The organism is Mesorhizobium sp. BR1-1-3, from assembly GCF_020165455.1.
In the GTDB taxonomy this organism is placed as follows: domain Bacteria; phylum Pseudomonadota; class Alphaproteobacteria; order Rhizobiales; family Rhizobiaceae; genus Mesorhizobium; species Mesorhizobium ciceri.
In genome coordinates this window covers 228,267-244,589 of record NZ_JAIUIC010000004.1, presented here as the reverse complement: position 1 = coordinate 244,589, position 16,323 = coordinate 228,267, and the positions used below count along the sequence as shown (strand labels likewise).

Annotated in this window: 18 protein-coding genes; 5 read left to right on the top strand and 13 right to left on the bottom strand. The window is 62.7% G+C overall.

Going from position 1 to position 16,323, the window contains the following annotated elements; translation table 11 throughout:
* The first annotated feature begins 1 nt into the window (after position 1).
* Complete coding sequence (locus tag LB559_RS11350; RefSeq protein WP_013532764.1) at positions 2–2,890, top strand: EAL domain-containing protein; 2,889 nt, start codon at positions 2–4, stop codon at positions 2,888–2,890.
* Positions 2,891–2,895: 5 nt separating this feature from the next.
* Here LB559_RS11350 and LB559_RS11345 read toward each other — a convergent pair whose 3' ends face one another.
* Positions 2,896–3,504 carry a YqgE/AlgH family protein gene (locus LB559_RS11345; protein WP_224674169.1) on the bottom strand — a complete coding sequence of 203 codons (609 nt, stop codon included), beginning with the start codon at positions 3,502–3,504 and terminating at the stop codon, positions 2,896–2,898.
* Between the two features lie 170 nt (positions 3,505–3,674).
* Here LB559_RS11345 and LB559_RS11340 point away from each other — a divergent pair, with 170 nt between their 5' ends.
* The 3 genes from LB559_RS11340 (at position 3,675) to LB559_RS11330 (ending at position 5,598) form a co-directional block, all read left to right on the top strand.
* On the top strand, positions 3,675–4,481 hold the full coding sequence (locus tag LB559_RS11340) for a protein-disulfide reductase DsbD domain-containing protein (protein WP_027164141.1): 807 nt from the start codon (positions 3,675–3,677) through the stop codon (positions 4,479–4,481).
* Positions 4,482–4,566: 85 nt separating this feature from the next.
* The gene (locus LB559_RS11335; protein ID WP_027164142.1) at positions 4,567–5,049 is read left to right on the top strand and encodes a peroxiredoxin; all 483 of its coding nucleotides are present in this window, start codon (positions 4,567–4,569) and stop codon (positions 5,047–5,049) included.
* Positions 5,050–5,121: 72 nt separating this feature from the next.
* Positions 5,122–5,598 carry a DUF2938 domain-containing protein gene (locus LB559_RS11330; protein WP_128337998.1) on the top strand — a complete coding sequence of 159 codons (477 nt, stop codon included), beginning with the start codon at positions 5,122–5,124 and terminating at the stop codon, positions 5,596–5,598.
* A 133-nt stretch (positions 5,599–5,731) separates the two neighbouring features.
* On the opposite strand, the gene rnhA is transcribed toward LB559_RS11330, so the two are convergent.
* The 12 genes from rnhA to coxB all read right to left on the bottom strand — a co-directional run bounded on the left by rnhA (position 5,732) and on the right by coxB (position 15,351).
* Positions 5,732–6,250 carry a ribonuclease HI gene (gene rnhA, locus LB559_RS11325; protein WP_027164143.1) on the bottom strand — a complete coding sequence of 173 codons (519 nt, stop codon included), beginning with the start codon at positions 6,248–6,250 and terminating at the stop codon, positions 5,732–5,734.
* A gap of 4 nt (positions 6,251–6,254) precedes the next feature.
* Complete coding sequence (locus LB559_RS11320; protein ID WP_024503619.1) at positions 6,255–7,217, bottom strand: homoserine kinase; 963 nt, start codon at positions 7,215–7,217, stop codon at positions 6,255–6,257.
* A 5-nt stretch (positions 7,218–7,222) separates the two neighbouring features.
* A complete protein-coding gene (ispH, locus tag LB559_RS11315; protein ID WP_013532771.1) occupies positions 7,223–8,233 on the bottom strand; it encodes a 4-hydroxy-3-methylbut-2-enyl diphosphate reductase in 1,011 nt (336 codons plus the stop codon).
* A gap of 88 nt (positions 8,234–8,321) precedes the next feature.
* The gene (locus LB559_RS11310; protein WP_224674072.1) at positions 8,322–9,077 is read right to left on the bottom strand and encodes an SURF1 family protein; all 756 of its coding nucleotides are present in this window, start codon (positions 9,075–9,077) and stop codon (positions 8,322–8,324) included.
* Positions 9,074–9,460 carry a DUF983 domain-containing protein gene (locus LB559_RS11305; protein ID WP_024503617.1) on the bottom strand — a complete coding sequence of 129 codons (387 nt, stop codon included), beginning with the start codon at positions 9,458–9,460 and terminating at the stop codon, positions 9,074–9,076. The genes LB559_RS11310 and LB559_RS11305 overlap by 4 nt, the downstream gene beginning before the upstream one ends.
* 21 nt (positions 9,461–9,481) lie before the next feature.
* Entirely contained in the window at positions 9,482–9,973 is a 492-nt protein-coding gene (locus LB559_RS11300) for a murein L,D-transpeptidase family protein (RefSeq protein WP_127365997.1), read from the bottom strand.
* A gap of 91 nt (positions 9,974–10,064) precedes the next feature.
* Positions 10,065–10,946 (bottom strand): cytochrome c oxidase subunit 3, encoded by an 882-nt coding sequence (locus LB559_RS11295; protein WP_013532775.1) that lies wholly within the window; start codon positions 10,944–10,946, stop codon positions 10,065–10,067.
* A 1-nt stretch (position 10,947) separates the two neighbouring features.
* Entirely contained in the window at positions 10,948–11,580 is a 633-nt protein-coding gene (locus tag LB559_RS11290) for a cytochrome c oxidase assembly protein (protein WP_224674071.1), read from the bottom strand.
* On the bottom strand, positions 11,580–11,738 hold the full coding sequence (locus LB559_RS11285; protein ID WP_013532777.1) for a hypothetical protein: 159 nt from the start codon (positions 11,736–11,738) through the stop codon (positions 11,580–11,582). The genes LB559_RS11290 and LB559_RS11285 overlap by 1 nt, the downstream gene beginning before the upstream one ends.
* Positions 11,739–11,740: 2 nt before the next feature.
* Positions 11,741–12,685, bottom strand: a complete 945-nt coding sequence (locus LB559_RS11280; RefSeq protein ID WP_024503612.1) for a heme o synthase — start codon at positions 12,683–12,685, stop codon at positions 11,741–11,743.
* A gap of 75 nt (positions 12,686–12,760) precedes the next feature.
* Positions 12,761–14,413, bottom strand: coding sequence for a cytochrome c oxidase subunit I (gene ctaD, locus LB559_RS11275; RefSeq protein ID WP_013532779.1), 1,653 nt, complete (start codon positions 14,411–14,413; stop codon positions 12,761–12,763).
* 38 nt (positions 14,414–14,451) lie between these two features.
* The gene (gene coxB / locus LB559_RS11270) at positions 14,452–15,351 is read right to left on the bottom strand and encodes a cytochrome c oxidase subunit II (protein WP_013532780.1); all 900 of its coding nucleotides are present in this window, start codon (positions 15,349–15,351) and stop codon (positions 14,452–14,454) included.
* Positions 15,352–15,727: 376 nt separating this feature from the next.
* Here coxB and LB559_RS11265 point away from each other — a divergent pair, with 376 nt between their 5' ends.
* Positions 15,728–16,282, top strand: coding sequence for an invasion associated locus B family protein (locus LB559_RS11265; RefSeq protein ID WP_013532781.1), 555 nt, complete (start codon positions 15,728–15,730; stop codon positions 16,280–16,282).
* Positions 16,283–16,323 lie beyond the last annotated feature (41 nt).

Genomic DNA, 16,323 nt, shown 5'->3' with positions numbered 1-16,323 from the left:
TTTGACGAAATTCCTGCGCAACGGGCCGCTGTTCGCCATTGTCCTCGCGACACTCCTGACGCTGTGGGCGGCATCGTCGGCCTTCGCCGTCGAGCCGATCAAGATCGCCCGCGACGACGTCGCGCTCGACCTTTCCGGCGCCGTCGAGATCTACCGCAACCAGGGCGAGAATTTCCAGGTGTCGACCGCGCCGGGTCCGGACGGCATCGTGCGGCGCATCGAGGTCGAGGCCAATGATGCCCGTTCGACCGGCGACTGGGCTGTCTTCGCGCTCGCCAACACCACCGACCAGCAGCTCGACCGGCTGATCGTCGCACCGCATTTCCGCCTGGTGAATTCCGGCATCTTCTGGCCGGATCTGGGCTCGACCCGCATCGCTGCCATCACGCCCAGCGAAGGCTTCGCGCTCGACCGCCAGACCAGCCCCGACGCCGACGTTTTCCGGGTGACGCTGAACCCCGGCACGGTGATCACCTTCATCGCCGAACTGGCCTCGCCGAAGCTGCCGCAGGTCTACCTCTGGGATCCCGAATCCTACAAGGACTCGGTCAATTCCTACACGCTGTTTCGCGGCATCGTCATCGGCATTGCGGGCCTGCTGGCGCTGTTCCTGACCATCCTTTTCGTGGTCAAGGGGACCTCGATGTTCCCCGCGACCGCCGCGCTTGCCTGGGCGGTACTGGCCTATATCTGCGTCGATTTCGGCTTCCTCAACAAGGTCATCGAGATCTCGCCCGGCAATGAGCAGATGTGGCGGGCGGGAACGGAGGTGGCGCTGGCGGGAACCTTCGTGGTGTTCCTGTTCGCCTATCTCAACCTCAACCGATGGCACGGCCATTTCAGTTATGGCGCACTGGTCTGGATCCTCGGGCTGGTGCTGATCGCCGGCGTCGCGATCGTCGATCCTGCGGTCGCCGCCGGCATCGCCAGGCTGTCCTTCGCCGCCACCGCACTGACGGGGCTTGGCCTGATCATCTTCCTCGGGATTCGTGGTTATGATCGTGCGATCATGCTGGTGCCCAGTTGGGTCATGGTGCTGTTGTGGCTATGCGGATCGTGGATGGCGATCACCGGCATGCTCGACAACGATATCGCCCAGCCGGCCCTGGGCGGCGGGCTGATCCTGATCATCCTGCTGATCGGCTTCACTGTCATGCAGCATGCCTTTGCCGGCGGCGCGCTGCATCAGGGCCTGTTCTCCGACCTGGAGCGGCAGGCGCTTGCCGTCGCCGGATCGGGCGACACGGTGTGGGACTGGGACGTGCTGCGCGACCGCGTCGTCACCAAGCCCGATGTCAGCATCCAACTCGGGCTGGCGCCGAACAGCCTCGGCGGTGCGGCGCGTAACTGGCTGCCGGTGCTGCATGCCGACGACCGCGACACGTTCCGCACGACGCTCGACGTCGTGCTCGAGCACCGGCGCGGCCGGGTGTCGCAGAACTTCCGACTGCGCGGCGCTGACGGCCACTATCACTGGTTCTCGCTGCGTGCGCGCCCGGTCATCGGATCCGACGGCGAAGTCATCCGCTGCGTCGGCACCATGGTCGACGTGACGGAGCAGAAAAAGTCCGAGGAAAGGCTGCTGCACGATGCCGTGCACGACAACCTGACCGGCCTGCCGAACCGCGAACTTTTGATGAACCGGCTGGAAGCGATCATCTCGATCGCGCGCACCGAAGAGAAGGTGCGCCCGACCGTCTTCGTCATCGACATCGACCGTTTCAAGCAGGTCAATGACGGGCTCGGCATCTCGGCCGGCGACACCATCCTCTTGACCATCGCGCGTCGCCTGCACCGGCTGCTCAAGCCGAAGGACTCGCTGTCGCGCTTTGCCGGCGACCAGTTCGCGCTGATGCTGTTGTCCGAACAGGACCCGGCCCGCATCGCCGCCGTGGCGGATGCCATCAAGCATGCCATCAACAATCCGATCACCTTTGCCAAGCGCGAGATCGTGCTGACCGCCTCGATCGGATTGATCACCTGGAATTCGCCACAGATGTCGGCCGAGGACATGGTCAAGGATGCCGAGCTTGCCATGCATCAGGCCAAGCGCTTCGGCGGCGACAGGATCGAGCCGTTCCGTCCGGCTTTCCGCACTGTCGGCACTGACAGGCTGCAGTTCGAATCCGACCTGCGCCGCGCCATCGAGCGACGCGAATTCACGCTTGCCTACCAGCCGATCGTGCGGCTCGAGGACGGCAGTGTCGCCGGCTTCGAGGCGCTGCTGCGCTGGGACCACCCGCGCCGCGGCATGATCCCGCCGGCGGATTTCATCCCGGTCGCCGAAAGCTGCGGACTGATCGTGCAGCTCGGCCTGTTTGCCATGCAGCAGGCGGCGGAAGACCTCGCCAGCTGGCAAAAGCAGATCGGCGACGCGCCGCTGTCGGTCTCGGTCAATCTGTCCAGCCGGCAGTTGATCCGCCGCGACCTGGTCAGCGACGTCCGCTCGGTCATCGCTCGGGCCAACCTGAAGCCGCGCTGCTTCCGGCTCGAACTCACCGAATCGCTCGTCATGGACAATCCCGAGCAGACCGCCCATGTGCTGACCAAGCTGAAGCAGCTCGGCATCGGCCTGTCGCTGGACGATTTCGGCACCGGCTATTCCTCATTGGCCTATCTGACGCGTTTCCCCTTCGACACCATCAAGATCGACAAGAGCTTCGTCGACGACAACACGCCCAAGCGCGCGGTGCTGCTGAAATCGATGGTCAACATGGCGCATGAACTCGGCCTGTCCGTCGTCGCCGAGGGCATTTCGGACGAGAGCGACGCGCTGGAACTGCGCCAGATGGGCTGCGAATATGTCCAGAGCTTCATGTTCGGCGCGCCAATGCCGGGCGACCAGGTGCTGAAGACGCTGAAAGAGCAGTATCCGCTGACGCAAGCGTAAACGGATCAGGCGTGTCCGGCAGCGAGGCTGAGATGCGCAAGGTCGATACCGATCGAGGCGAGGATCCGGTCGTATTTGCGCTCGATATCGGTGTCGAACAGAAGCTCGGCACTGGCCGGACAGGTCAGCCAGCCATTTTCTGCGATCTCGGTCTCCAATTGGCCGGCGCCCCAGCCGGAATAGCCGAGCGCCATCAGCGCATGACGAGGCCCGCGGCCGGACGATATGGCGCGCAATATGTCGACGGTCGCCGTCAGGCAGATGTCCTCGGAAACGGTCAGCGACGATTCCACCCGATAGTCGCCCGAATGCAGGACGAAGCCCCGGCTGCGATCCACGGGGCCGCCATTGCGCACGACGAAATCGCGGGCCTGAGCCGGCAAGCGGATTGCCTCCTGCTCGTTCATGATGCCCAGTTGCACGAGCAAGTCCGGAAACAGCATCTGCTGCGTCTGGTTGATGATCAGGCCCATGGCGCCTTCATCAGAATGGGCGCAGACATAGATGACCGAGCGCGTGAAACGGTCGTCCTTCATGCCGGGCATGGCAATCAGGAACTGATCGTCGAGAAAGCCGCGACTGGCGACCGTCTTCTTGTGGCGCAACAAGTCCATGAAGGGAGCGTAACGCGTTTCCAAAGCGCCGAAAAGATGCGCCGTGCTGGATTCGACCAAAGCCTGTGGCGGCGGCTCGAACATTCTTCTCCCTCGAAGTCACGCAAATATGATACCGGCAAGGCCATGAAATCATTGCGCGGCCACGAACGGACGATCAAATCACCGCCATGCGAAGCTTGAAAATCCTGCTGCTCGGCGCCGCCATCGGATCGGCCACCGCTCTTCCCGCCGCCGCCTCTTCGTCGGCGTGGTACAACAGCGAAGGCGGCAAGGTCCGGCTGGTTACATCAGGCAAAGCCGACGATGCCGGCCGCATACAGGGCGTTCTCGACATAGCGCTCAAGCCCGGCTGGAAGACATATTGGCGCGATCCGGGAGACGCGGGCGTGCCGCCGCAACTCGACATTTCGGCCAGCACCAACATCGCCGACGCCGCTCTGTCGTTTCCGGCGCCGCAGCGCCATGACGACGGCTATGGCAAATGGGCGGGCTACAACTATCCGGTCTCTCTGCCGGTGACATTCACGCTGGCGACGCCGAACCAGCCGGCGGTGATCGATGCCGACATCTTTCTCGGCATCTGCGAAACGATCTGCATTCCGGTGCAGACGCGGCTGACCGTCGACCCCGCCTCCGATCCGGACAATGCCGAGGACGCGGCGCTGGTGAAGGCGAGTTTTACGGCACTGCCAGCGCCCGCGAGGTCCGATTTCGGCATCAATGTGCTGCCGGGCGACCATGAGACGCTGATTGTCGAGGCGAGCTTTCCCGGCGATCCGGCGGCGGCGGATTTCTTCGTTGCCGGCGAGCGGGACTACATGTTCGGCACCCCGGCCCGCAGCGAAAAGGACGGCAAGCTGATTTTCACCGTGCCGATCCTCGACCGCCCCTCGACGACGCCGACCGATGGCGGGCTTCACTATACGCTGACGAGTGCGGCGGGCGCTGTCGAAGGGGTTCTGCCTTTCCCTTGATCCAGCCCATCGCAACGGTTGCAGGAAGCCGTTGGGTTCGCTACGCAAAGACACGCCCTTCCCCATTTTCCCAAGCGAGGAATCCATGACCATTTCCGTTGGCGACAAGCTGCCTGACGTGACCTTCAAGACGATGACCGACGACGGCGCCAAGCCGATCACCGGGGCCGAGATCTTCCCGGGCAAAAAGGTCGTTCTGTTTGGAGTTCCCGGCGCCTTCACGCCGACCTGCAGCAACAACCACTTGCCCGGCTATCTCGAGAACCATGACGCCATCCTGGCGCGCGGCGTCGACACCATCGCCGTCGTTTCGGTCAATGACGTCCATGTCATGGGCGCCTGGGCGCGCTTCACCGGCGGCGAGGGCAAGATCCTGTTCCTGGCCGACGGCAGTGGCGATTTCGCCAAGGCAGTGGGCCTCGACAATGACCTTTCCGCCAGCGGCATGGGGCTGCGTTCGAAGCGATTTTCGATGATCGTCGACGACGGCAAGGTCACCGCGCTCAATGTCGAGACCAAGCCCGGTGTCGACGAGTCCGGCGCGGCCCATATTCTGGGACAGCTCTGAACTTCAGTGCGCCTTCGGCCGCAACGGCGATGGCGCTTGTGGTTCATGGCTTGCTTTGGGGGGATCCTAGCGATGTTTGACATCTTCTGGCGCGCTATCGCGATCGGCGTCGGCGCCACCGTGCTGATGGATCTCTGGGCCATCTTCCTGCATAAGGCGTTCGGCCAGCCACGGCCGAACTGGGGGCCGGTCGGCCGCTGGGTCTGGCATCTCCGTGACAAGGTCTTTCACGACGATATCGGCGATACAGCACCTTACGCGCATGAAAAGGCGCTGGGTTGGGCCTTTCATTATTTTGTCGGCATCGCCTACGGCATCATCCTGGTAGTGCTGGCCGGAGCGGGCTGGCTTGCCGCGCCGACATTTCTGCCGGCCTTCATCCTCGGCATTGTCACCGTCGGGGCCGGCTGGTTCCTGCTGGCACCCGGCATGGGCGCCGGCTGGGCCGCCTCGAAGCGGCCCAACCCGATGCGGATCCGGGCGCTGAACCTGGTGTCGCACACGGTGTTCGCACTTGGGCTTTGGGGCACGGCGCTGCTGATACGATAAGCGCTTACGGCTGTGTCGGCCTGTCGATCGGCTGCCAGCCGTAGACAACGGAATGCGCGCCGATATCGTAGTAGTTGCCGCCGCCCGCTGGCTGATCCGCTTCTTCGTACCCGAGCCGCGCCGCTCCTGAAATTCAATAGCTCTGGGTCGAGCGCCGCACCTTCGCGATTGCCGGCGCAGCAGGCTTTGGCGCTGCTGCAGGCTTGAACGGGCCTTTCTTGAACGGCGCCATGCCTTCGCGCGCGAGTTCGTCGGCGCGCTCGTTCTCGACATGGCCGTCATGGCCCTTGACCCAGTTCCAGGTGACCTTGTGGCGCTTGTTGGCCTCGTCGAGCGCCTGCCAGAGTTCACCGTTCTTGACAGGCTTCTTGTCGGCGGTCTTCCAGCCGTTCTTCTTCCAGCCGTGGATCCACTTGGAAATGCCGTCCATGACGTATTTGCTGTCGGTGTGAAGCTCGACCGTGCACGGTTCCTTCAGCGCGTTCAGCGCCGAGATAGCGGCCAACAGTTCCATGCGGTTGTTGGTCGTCTCGGCCTCACCGCCGGAAAGCTCCTTGGTGGTGCCGTTGAAGCGCAGGATCGCGCCCCAGCCGCCAGGGCCGGGATTGCCCGAACAAGCGCCGTCGGTGAAGATCTCAACCTGTTTGCTCATGATATCAGGCCAATCCATATTCCGAAGGAGATTTGATCGCCCGGTGGAACCGCATCCTTCTGATGTATTCGGTCGGATCGCGTTTCATCACCAGCCCGCCATCGGGGACGGTCAGCCAGTCGTATAGCCGGGTCAGCATGAAGCGCAACGCCGAACCGCGCGCCAGCATCGGCAGCGCAGCCTTTTCCTGGTCGCTCAGGGGCCGGACGCTCTGGTAGCCGGCGAGCAGCGCCTTGCCCTTGGTCAGGTTGAAGGAAAAATCCTTCTCGAAGCACCAGGCGTTGAGGCAGGTGGCGACATCGTAGGCATAGAGGTCGTCGCAGGCGAAATAGAAGTCGATCAGGCCGGAGAGCTTTTCGCCGAGGAAGAAAACGTTGTCCGGGAAAAGATCGGCATGAATGATGCCTTGCGGCAGGTCTTTGGGCCAGTTGCGCTCAAAATCGGCAAAGTCGGCATCAACCTCGGCCGCCAGGCCCGGCTCGACCTCGTCGGCGCGGTCGCGCGCTGCGTCCCAGAGCTTGCGCCAGCCGTCGATGGCCAGGGCATTCGGACGCGTCATCGAAAAATCGGCGCCGGCCAGATGCAATTGCGCCAACGCCTTGCCGACCTCGGCACAATGCGTGGCTGTGGGCCGCCGCAACGAAAGCCCTTCCAGGAAGGTGATGATGACCGCCGGCCGGCCGGCGAGCGTGCCGATGACGCTGCCGTCATGCGCGGTCACCGGCAGCGGGCAGGACACGCCCTTGTAGGCGAGATGGCCCATCAGCCCGAGGAAAAACGGCAGATCCGCCTTCTCGACGCGTTTCTCATAGAGCGTCAGGATGTAGGAGCCGCTCGAGGTGTGCAGCAGGAAGTTCGAGTTCTCGGTGCCTTCGGCGATGCCCTTGTAGGACAGGAGATCGCCGACCGGATAGTGTTTCAGGAATGCGCCGAGTTCGCCTTCCGCGACGTCAGTGTAGACCGCCATGTGCCTTACGCGGCTCCATTGACGAAGGCCATGTCGGCCCGCGTCAGTTCGACATCGCGCAGTACCCGCATGACCGGAAAATCCTCCGTTTCCGTGGCCGTGATGGCCAGATCGATCGTGACATCGAAGCGCTGCCGGAACGCGTCGATGATCTCGTCGACGATGATTTCGGGCGCCGACGCGCCGGCCGACAGGCCGAGCGTCGAAATGTTGCCGATGTCATTCCACGGAATCTCGGCGGCGCGCTGCACGAGAAGCGACATGGTGGCGCCTGCACGCTCCGCCACTTCGACAAGTCGTCGCGAATTGGATGAATTCGGCGCGCCGACGATCAGGTAGAGATCGGCGCCCGGCGCGGTGTCCTTGACGGCTTCCTGGCGGTTGGTGGTGGCATAGCAGATCGATTCCGCCGCTGGCGCCTGCAGCGCCGGAAAGCGATCCTGCAAGGCGCGGATGATGCCGGCGGTGTCCTCGACCGACAATGTGGTCTGGGTGACGAAGCCTAGCGCCTGCGGATCGACGGGCGAGAGCTTTGCGGCATCGGCTTCGGTTTCGATCAGGGTCACCGCTCCGTCCGGGAGCTGGCCCATGGTGCCGATCACCTCGGGATGTCCGGCGTGACCAATCAACAGCACATGACGGCCGAGCCGCTGATGGCGCATCGCCTGCTTGTGGACCTTCGACACCAGCGGGCAAGTGGCATCGAGATAGAAGAGATTGCGCGCCTTCGCATCCGCCGGCACCGATTTCGGCACGCCATGCGCCGAGAACACGACGGGCGACTGCCGATGTTCGGCCGGGATCTCGGAGAGTTCCTCGATGAAGACGGCGCCAAGGCTTTGCAGCCCCTCGACGACGTAGCGGTTGTGCACGATTTCATGGCGGACGTAGACCGGCGCGCCATATTTCTTCAGCGCCAGCACGACGATCTGGATGGCACGGTCGACACCGGCGCAAAAACCGCGCGGCTGGCAGAGCCGGATCGTCAGAGGTGGTTTGGTGGTTGTCTGAAGCATTAAATCCGGGCCGGTTGATCAAAGCCGAAATGAGGTGCGCACCCCTGCCCTGTCAAGGGCATCGGTAGAAAGGGGGCGTCGCTCGCGTTCATTCCTTTTTCGCGGGGCGACGAAGCCGCAGGATGAGCACGGCGGCGAGCGCGGCGGCAAGCCCGTACCAGGTGACGGCATATTGCAGATGGCTGTTCGGCAGGTCGATGATGGTGACGCCGCCAACCGGCAATCCGCCTGGATTTGGAGTCTTGTCTGCGTCGATGAAGATCGGCACCAGCGTGAACCCAGCCGGCAGGCCCGCGCTCGCCGCCATGACGTCGCGGTCCTTCCAGTAGAAGATGTTCTTCGCCACATCGTTGTCGGGCAGCATCATCGACGGCTTTGCTGGCAGGGGGTTGCGGGCGAGCCCCGTGACCGTCACTCTGCCAGTCACCTGTCCCTTGGCGCGCTTGGCGGCATCCTTCAGATCGTAAGGCACGAAGCCGCGATTGATCAGGACGAAGCGGCCGTCGTCGAGCGCCAGCGGCGTGTAGACATTGAAGCCGGCATCGCCTTCCCAGGTCGCGTAAAAATGCCGTTCGCCTTGATGCAGGAACGTCCCGGTGACGGTGACGGGCGTATAATCGACGTCCCCGGTGGCTGCGAATTCTTTCTCGACCGCAACCAACGGCAAGGAAGCCGAATGAGTGCGCTGGTCGATGGTCTGCAGAAGGCCTTCCTTCCAATAAAGGCGCTGCACCTGCCAGGTGCCGAGCACCAGCAGGATCAGTATCAGCACAAGGCCAAGGCCGAGCAGCAGTGCCGTCCTAGGCCGCGATCGGCCATCGGCTTTAACGGTTGCCTCGCTCATTCGCCGCGATCCAACCGGCCTTCGGCCGCCTTGTTGCGGTATTGCAGCGTCAGCAGCACGCCTTTGATCAGCCGCAGCGCCGCCAGGCACAGCACGACAGCCAGCGGAATCCAGACCAGCAGATGCAGCCAGAGCGGCGGGCTAAGCGTGACTTCAACCCAGAGCGCCAGGCCGACGATAAGGAAGCCTATGATCAGGATGACGAACACCGCCGGCCCGTCGCCGGCATCGGCGTAGGAATAATCAAGGCCGCAATTGACGCAGCGCTTGCCGACAGTGAGGAAGCCGGAGAACAACCGCCCCTCGCCGCAGCGCGGGCAGCGGCCATGCAGGCCGGCCGAGATCGGATCGATCGGCGGCCAGATCGCTCTGTCTTCACTCATGGGAGCGTCGTCGCTCATTGCTTACCGCTCGATTTCGATCGGTGTGCCATCGGCCACCAGCGCCCAGATTTCGTCCATGTCGGAGTCCGTAACCGCAATGCAGCCGTCGGTCCAGTCGACCAATTGAAGCAGCCAGCCCCACCAGCCATAACCATTCGGCTGGCCGTGGATCATGATCATGCCGCCCGCGCCGACATTGCGCGCCTTGGCGGCGGTCTCATCGTCGGCATTGGGGTACGAAATATGGATCGATTTGTGCGCGATGCTGTTCGGGTTGCGCCAGTCGAGGACATAGTTCCCCTCGGGCGTGCGCTGATCGCCCTCCTGGTGCTTGTGCCCGACGGGATCGCCGCCGAGCGCGATGCCGTAGTTTCGCAGGACCTTGCCGTCGCCGATCAGTTCCAGCCGGCGTTCGGCCTTGTGAACACGCACCAGGTCCACCTTCTCGCCGGCAAAGGCCGGGAGTGCCCCGATCATCAATGCGCAAATAGCCCGGAAGATTGTCAGTCGCATTGGCTATCGATCAGCGATCATTGCGCCAAAAAGAAGAAGGCGGCCACGTTGCCGCGGCCGCCTCCAGAAATGAAAATCCCTCAGGCCTGGATCAGTGGCCCTCGATCACCGCGCCGACCGATCCCCAGACGTAGATCGAGGCGAACAGGAACAGCCAGACCACGTCGACGAAGTGCCAGTACCAGGCGGCCGCCTCGAAGCCGAAATGCTGCTTGGGGGTGAAATCACCCTTCATCGCCCGGATCAGGCAGACCAACAGGAAGATGGTGCCGATGATGACGTGGAACCCGTGGAAGCCGGTCGCCATGAAGAAGGTGGCGCCATAGATGGAATCCTTGAAAGCGAACGGAGCGTGCATGTACTCGTAGGCCTGCACCATGGTGAACAGCATGCCGAGGCCAACGGTCAGCACCAGGCCGTTGATCAGCCCCTTGCGGTCGCCGTGAAGAAGCGAATGGTGCGCCCAGGTCACCGTGGTGCCCGACAGCAGCAGGATGACGGTGTTGTAGAGCGGCAAATGGAAGGGATCGAGAACCTCCATGCCCTTCGGCGGCCAGACGCCACCAGTAAATGTGGCGCGCGCGTAGTTCTGTGCCTCACCGGCAAAAAGGCTGGCATCAAAATAGGCCCAGAACCAGGCAACGAAGAACATCACCTCCGAGGCGATGAACATGATCATGCCATAGCGCAGGTGCAGCGACACGACCCGCGTATGATGACCCTCATGCGCTTCCTTGATCGTGTCCGACCACCAGGCGAACATGGTGTAGAGGACGATCACGAGGCCGATGAAGAACAGCCACGGATTGGCGATGTTGAAGCCGAAGACCGGGAACGACCCGCCCTTCAGATATTCCATCAGGGCGACACCGCCAAAGGCCATGACGAGCGCCCCTACCGAGCCTAGGAAAGGCCATGGGCTCGGGTCGACGAGATGATAGTCATGCTGTGGTTTTGCGTGCGCGTCTGCCATATCAACCCCCGAGATTTGCTTCGGTATTCGAAATTGTCTTGCTGTTGCCATCGGCCGGCGCCGAGGAGGCGACCGGCTTGGTCTTCTCGACCGGGAACATCGTGTAGGACAGCGTGATCGTCTTCACGTCCTTGAGCTCCGGCACATTGACGATGTCGGGGTCCACGTAGAACAGGACCGGCATGTCCAGCGTCTCGCCGGGCTTCAGCGTCGTGTCGGTGAAGCAGAAGCACTCGACCTTGTTGAAATAGGGTCCCGCCAGCTCAGGCTGCACGTTGAAGGTGGCGCGGCCGGTCACGGGACGATCGAACTTGTTGGTAGCCTGATAGTGCGCCTGCACGGTCTCGCCGATCTTCATCGTCATCGAGCGCTGGACCGGCTGGAACTCCCACGGCACGCCGGCGACGTTGGCATCGAAGCGGACGGTGATCTCGCGGTCGAGCACGCGGCCGGCATACTGCTTCTCGGCACGTTGCGTCGTGCCGCCATAGCCGGTCGCCTGGCAAAACATCTTGTAGAGCGGCACCGCGGCATAGGCCATGCCGATCATGCCGGTGAAGAAGGCGAGGCAGACAGCCGCGACGATGACGTTGCTGTTCTTGCCCGCCGCTTTCCTGGACTTCTCGACGCTCATCACATCGTGCCCAGATTGTGGCCGAACTTCACGATCGTCGCGATGTAGAAAATGACCACCAGCAGCGCCAGCGCCACGCCGATGGCGATAGAACGGCTGCGCTGCGCCTTCTTCTGACGCTCGGTCAACGTGACGGTCTCGAGCTTTTCCTCGATCATGGTCATGCTCCACCCATGGCAAGCGCGCGTTCGACAACGCTGTCGGCCAGATAGGCAGCGAAGATGGCGAAGAGATAAAGCAGCGAATAGGCGAACAGGGCCTTGGCCGGTTTCATGACGCGGTCATCGTCGGCCATGCCAAGCACTTTCCACGCGTACCAGGCAAAACCGACCCCGAGCAACAGGGCGGCCACGCCATAGAAGGGCGTGGTATAGCCGAGCATCCACGGCAGCACGCCGACCGGGGCAAGCACCAGCGCATAGGCGAAGATCTGGCGGCGCGTCGAAGCGTGGCCGGCGACGTTGGGCATCATCGGAATACCGGCCTTGGCGTAGTCCTCGGACTTGAAAAGCGCCAGCGCCCAGAAATGCGGCGGCGTCCAAAGGAAGATGATCAGGAACAAGACAACGCTTTCGAGGCTGACCGTCCCGGTCACCGCGGCCCAGCCGATCACGGGCGGAATGGCACCGGCGGCCCCGCCGATGACGATGTTCTGCGGCGTCCAGCGCTTCAGCCACATCGTGTAGACGACGGCGTAGAAGAAGATGGTGAAGGCCAGCAGCGTCGCCGCCAGCCAGTTGACCAGCACGCCGAGCGTCATCACCGACAGCACCGACAGCACCAGCCCGAAGGTCAGCGCTTCGTGCGGCTGGATGCGACCGGCCGGGACCGGGCGGCTGGCGGTCCTGGTCATCACGGCATCGATATCGGCATCGTACCACATGTTGAGCGCGCCGGAGGCGCCAGCACCTATCGCAATAGCCAGGATGGCGATCACCGCCAGCAGAGGGTTGATGGTCACGGGGGCGGCGACCAGGCCGACAAAGGCGGTGAACACCACCAGCGACATGACGCGCGGCTTCAGCAGCGCGAAGAAATCGCCCGCCGTCGCTTCCGACATGCGAAAGCCCGCTTCGTCAATCAATGGGTCGTCGACAAGGGCCATGCGTACTTAAGTCCATCATCCGTTGGCCAAAACCGCCGGCGGACCGGCGGTTTCGTATTCGAGCGGGCAGCCGCCTTACTTGATCTTCGGCAGCTGTTCCCACTGGTGGAAGGGCGGCGGCGAAGGCAGCTGCCATTCGAGCGTCGTTGCGCCCTCGCCCCATGGGTTGGCGCCGGCGATCCGCTTCTTCTGGAAGGCCTCGAACACGCCATAGAGGAAGATCAGGACGCCGACGGCCGAGATGTAGGAGCCGATGGACGACACATAGTTCCAGCCGGCAAACGCATCGGGGTAGTCGATGGTGCGGCGCGGCATGCCGGCGAGACCGAGGAAGTGCTGCGGGAAGAAGATCAGGTTCACGCCGACGAAGGTGACCCAGAAGTGGGTGTTGGCGATGACGGGCGAATACATGTAGCCGGTCATCTTCGGGAACCAGTAGTACCAGCCGGCGAAGATGGCGAACACCGCGCCCAGCGACAGCACGTAGTGGAAGTGGGCGATGACGAAATAGGTGTCATGCAGCGAGCGGTCGAGGCCGGCATTGGCCAGCTGGACGCCGGTGACGCCGCCGATGGTGAACAGGAAGATGAAGCCCAGCGCCCACAGCATCGGCGTCTTGAACGAGATCGACCCGCCCCACATCGTCGCGATCCAGGAGAAGATCTTCACGCCCGTCGGCACCGCGATGACCATGGTGGCGAAGACGAAATAGCGCTGCGTATCGAGCGACAGGCCGGTCGTGTACATGTGGTGCGCCCAGACGATGAAGCCGACGGCGCCGATCGCCACCATGGCGTAGGCCATGCCGAGGTAACCGAACACCGGCTTCCTCGAGAAGGTCGAGATGACGTGGCTGATGATGCCGAAGCCCGGCAGGATCAGGATGTACACTTCAGGGTGACCGAAGAACCAGAACAGGTGCTGGAACAGGATCGGGTCGCCGCCGCCGTCGGGCGCAAAGAAGGTGGTGCCGAAATTGCGGTCGGTGAGCAGCATGGTGATGCCGCCGGCCAGAACCGGCAGCGACAGCAGGAGCAGGAAGGCGGTGATCAGCACCGACCAGGCAAACAGCGGCATCTTGTGCAGCGTCATGCCAGGCGCGCGCATGTTGAAGATGGTGGTGATGAAGTTGATGGCGCCGAGGATCGACGAGGCACCGGCAATGTGGATCGACAGGATCGCCAGATCCATGGCCGGCCCGGGCTGGCCCGAAGTCGACAACGGCGGATAAAGCGTCCAGCCGCCACCGACGCCATAGGCACCCGGTGCGCTCGGCATGAACATCGAGGTGAGCAGCAGGATGAAGGCCGGCGGCAGCAGCCAGAAGGAGATGTTGTTCATGCGCGGGAACGCCATGTCCGGCGCGCCGATCATGATCGGGACCATCCAGTTGGCGAAACCGCCGATCAGCGCCGGCATGACCATGAAGAAGATCATGATCAGGGCGTGCGCGGTGGCGAAGGCATTGTACATGCTCTTGCCGCCGTCGATCGCGGCGTCACCGTTCATGCCGTAGACCATCTGCGCCAGACCGCTGAAGATCTGGATGCCAGGCTCCTGCAGCTCCATGCGGATGGCGACCGACAAGGCGCCGCCGATGATGCCGGCCATGATCGCGAAGATCAGGTAGAGCGTGCCGATGTCCTTGTGGTTGGTCGAATAAACCCAGCGCACCCAGCCGTGATAAGGCTTGTGGTCGTGCCCGTCGTGAGCTGCAGCGTCTGCCATGTTCCGCTCCGTTCCCTAAATCTTGCTAACCCGCGGCATCAGTTGCCGGCGGCCGCTACCTTGTTCTGGCCGTCGACCTCGGCCATCAGCGTCTTGTTGGCGCCGGGCAGATCGGTCTTGGCTGCCGCCAGCCAGGTCTTGAACTGCGCATCGGAGACGACGCGGATGGCGATCGGCATGAAGGCATGGTCCTTGCCGCAGAGCTGCGAGCACTGGCCGTAAAAAATACCTTCCTTCTCCGCCTTGAACCAGGTCTCGTTGGTGCGACCAGGAACGGCGTCGATCTTGATGCCGAACGACGGCATGGCGAAGGAGTGGATCACGTCGGTCGCGGTGACGAGCACGCGGGTCATGGTGTTGACCGGCACGACCAGCTCGTTGTCGACGGCCAGCAGGCGCGGGTAGACCTTGCGGTCCTCCTTGCCGGCAGCGGCGCGTTCGGCGTCCTGGAGGATCGCGGAGTTGAAAGAGAGCGTGTTGTCGGTCTGGTACTCGTAATCCCAGTTCCACTGGTTGCCGGTCGCCTTGACGGTCAGCTTTGCTTCTTCCGGCGGCGTGTATTGCGCGGTCAGCAGCTGGAACGAGGGGATAGCGATGAGGAGCAGGATGACGACAGGTCCGATCGTCCAGATCAACTCGATCCACGTGTTGTGGCTGGTCTTGGACGGAACCGGGTTGGCGCTCGCGCGGAATCTGATGATGCAATAGGCGAGAAGAATCAGCACCAGGATGGTGATCGGGACGATGAACCACATTGTGTAGTTCCCGAACCACTCGATCTGCCGCATCATGTCGGTCGCCGGCGCCTGGAAGGTTGTCTCCCAGTTCTTGGGCTGGTCGGCATGGGCGGATGCGCCGGCGAAAAACGTGATAGCGGCACAAGCACTTAGAAACTTGGCACTTGCTGGAACCTTGGCGTTTGCCAGGAAATTTCTCATCGCCCTCATCGTCTCCCAGTTCCTCGCTGTGGTACCCACGAGAATAACGAACAATGCCGGGACGGGAATCCCGACAGTTTCAAGCTGGTTCAAACCATACTCTTTTTCCCTCCGCAAGAAAGGAGCGGACGAAACCGTGCGGCATTTTTGCGCGCAAGCCCGGATGTGCCTTTGGAGGCAGCCGCGGCAGCCCCGAATCGCCTACATTGAACCCACAGCGGCATTCCCGCGGCGCGCACGTGCCGAACGTCGCAATTCGGGCGAAATTGGCAGGGAAAAGCGCCGTATTGGCTTTTTCGGGGCAGACCTGGTGCGGTCTCGTCCTTTACTTGGCTTTGGCGCGGCTTAAAGTGCCGTGATTCGCAATGGAGCCGTCATGAATTACTGGCTTTCGAGAAACTCTCGGTTTTCGAGAAACTGGGCGAAGGTCATCTTTTTCGCCGCCCTGTCTGGCATCGGCTTGTCCGCGATCGTGTCCGGCACGGCGAACGCCGCGCAACCGAGCGGTACCGTTCGCTCGACGCATGGCGCATGGTCGATCATCTGCGACACGCCGGCCGGTGCCACCTCGGAACAATGCGTGATGATGCAGAACGTCGTCGCCGAGGACCGTCCGGAGATGGGACTGTCGGTCGTCGTGCTGCGCACCGCCGACAACAAGGCGGAGATCCTGCGCGTGCTGGCGCCGCTCGGCGTGCTTTTGCCCAACGGGCTTGGCCTCAATGTCGACGGCAAGGACATCGGTCGCGCCTATTTCGTGCGCTGTTTCCAGGACGGCTGCTATGCCGAGGTTATCCTCGAAAAGCCGCTTCTCGACACGCTGAAGACCGGCACGTCGGCCACCTTCATTGTCTTCCAGACCCCGGAAGAAGGCATCGGCATCCCGGTCGACCTCAAGGGTTTTGCCGACGGCTTCGCCGCCCTCCCCTGAAAGCCCGGCGACATCACCGGCTTCATCAACCAGAAGTGACG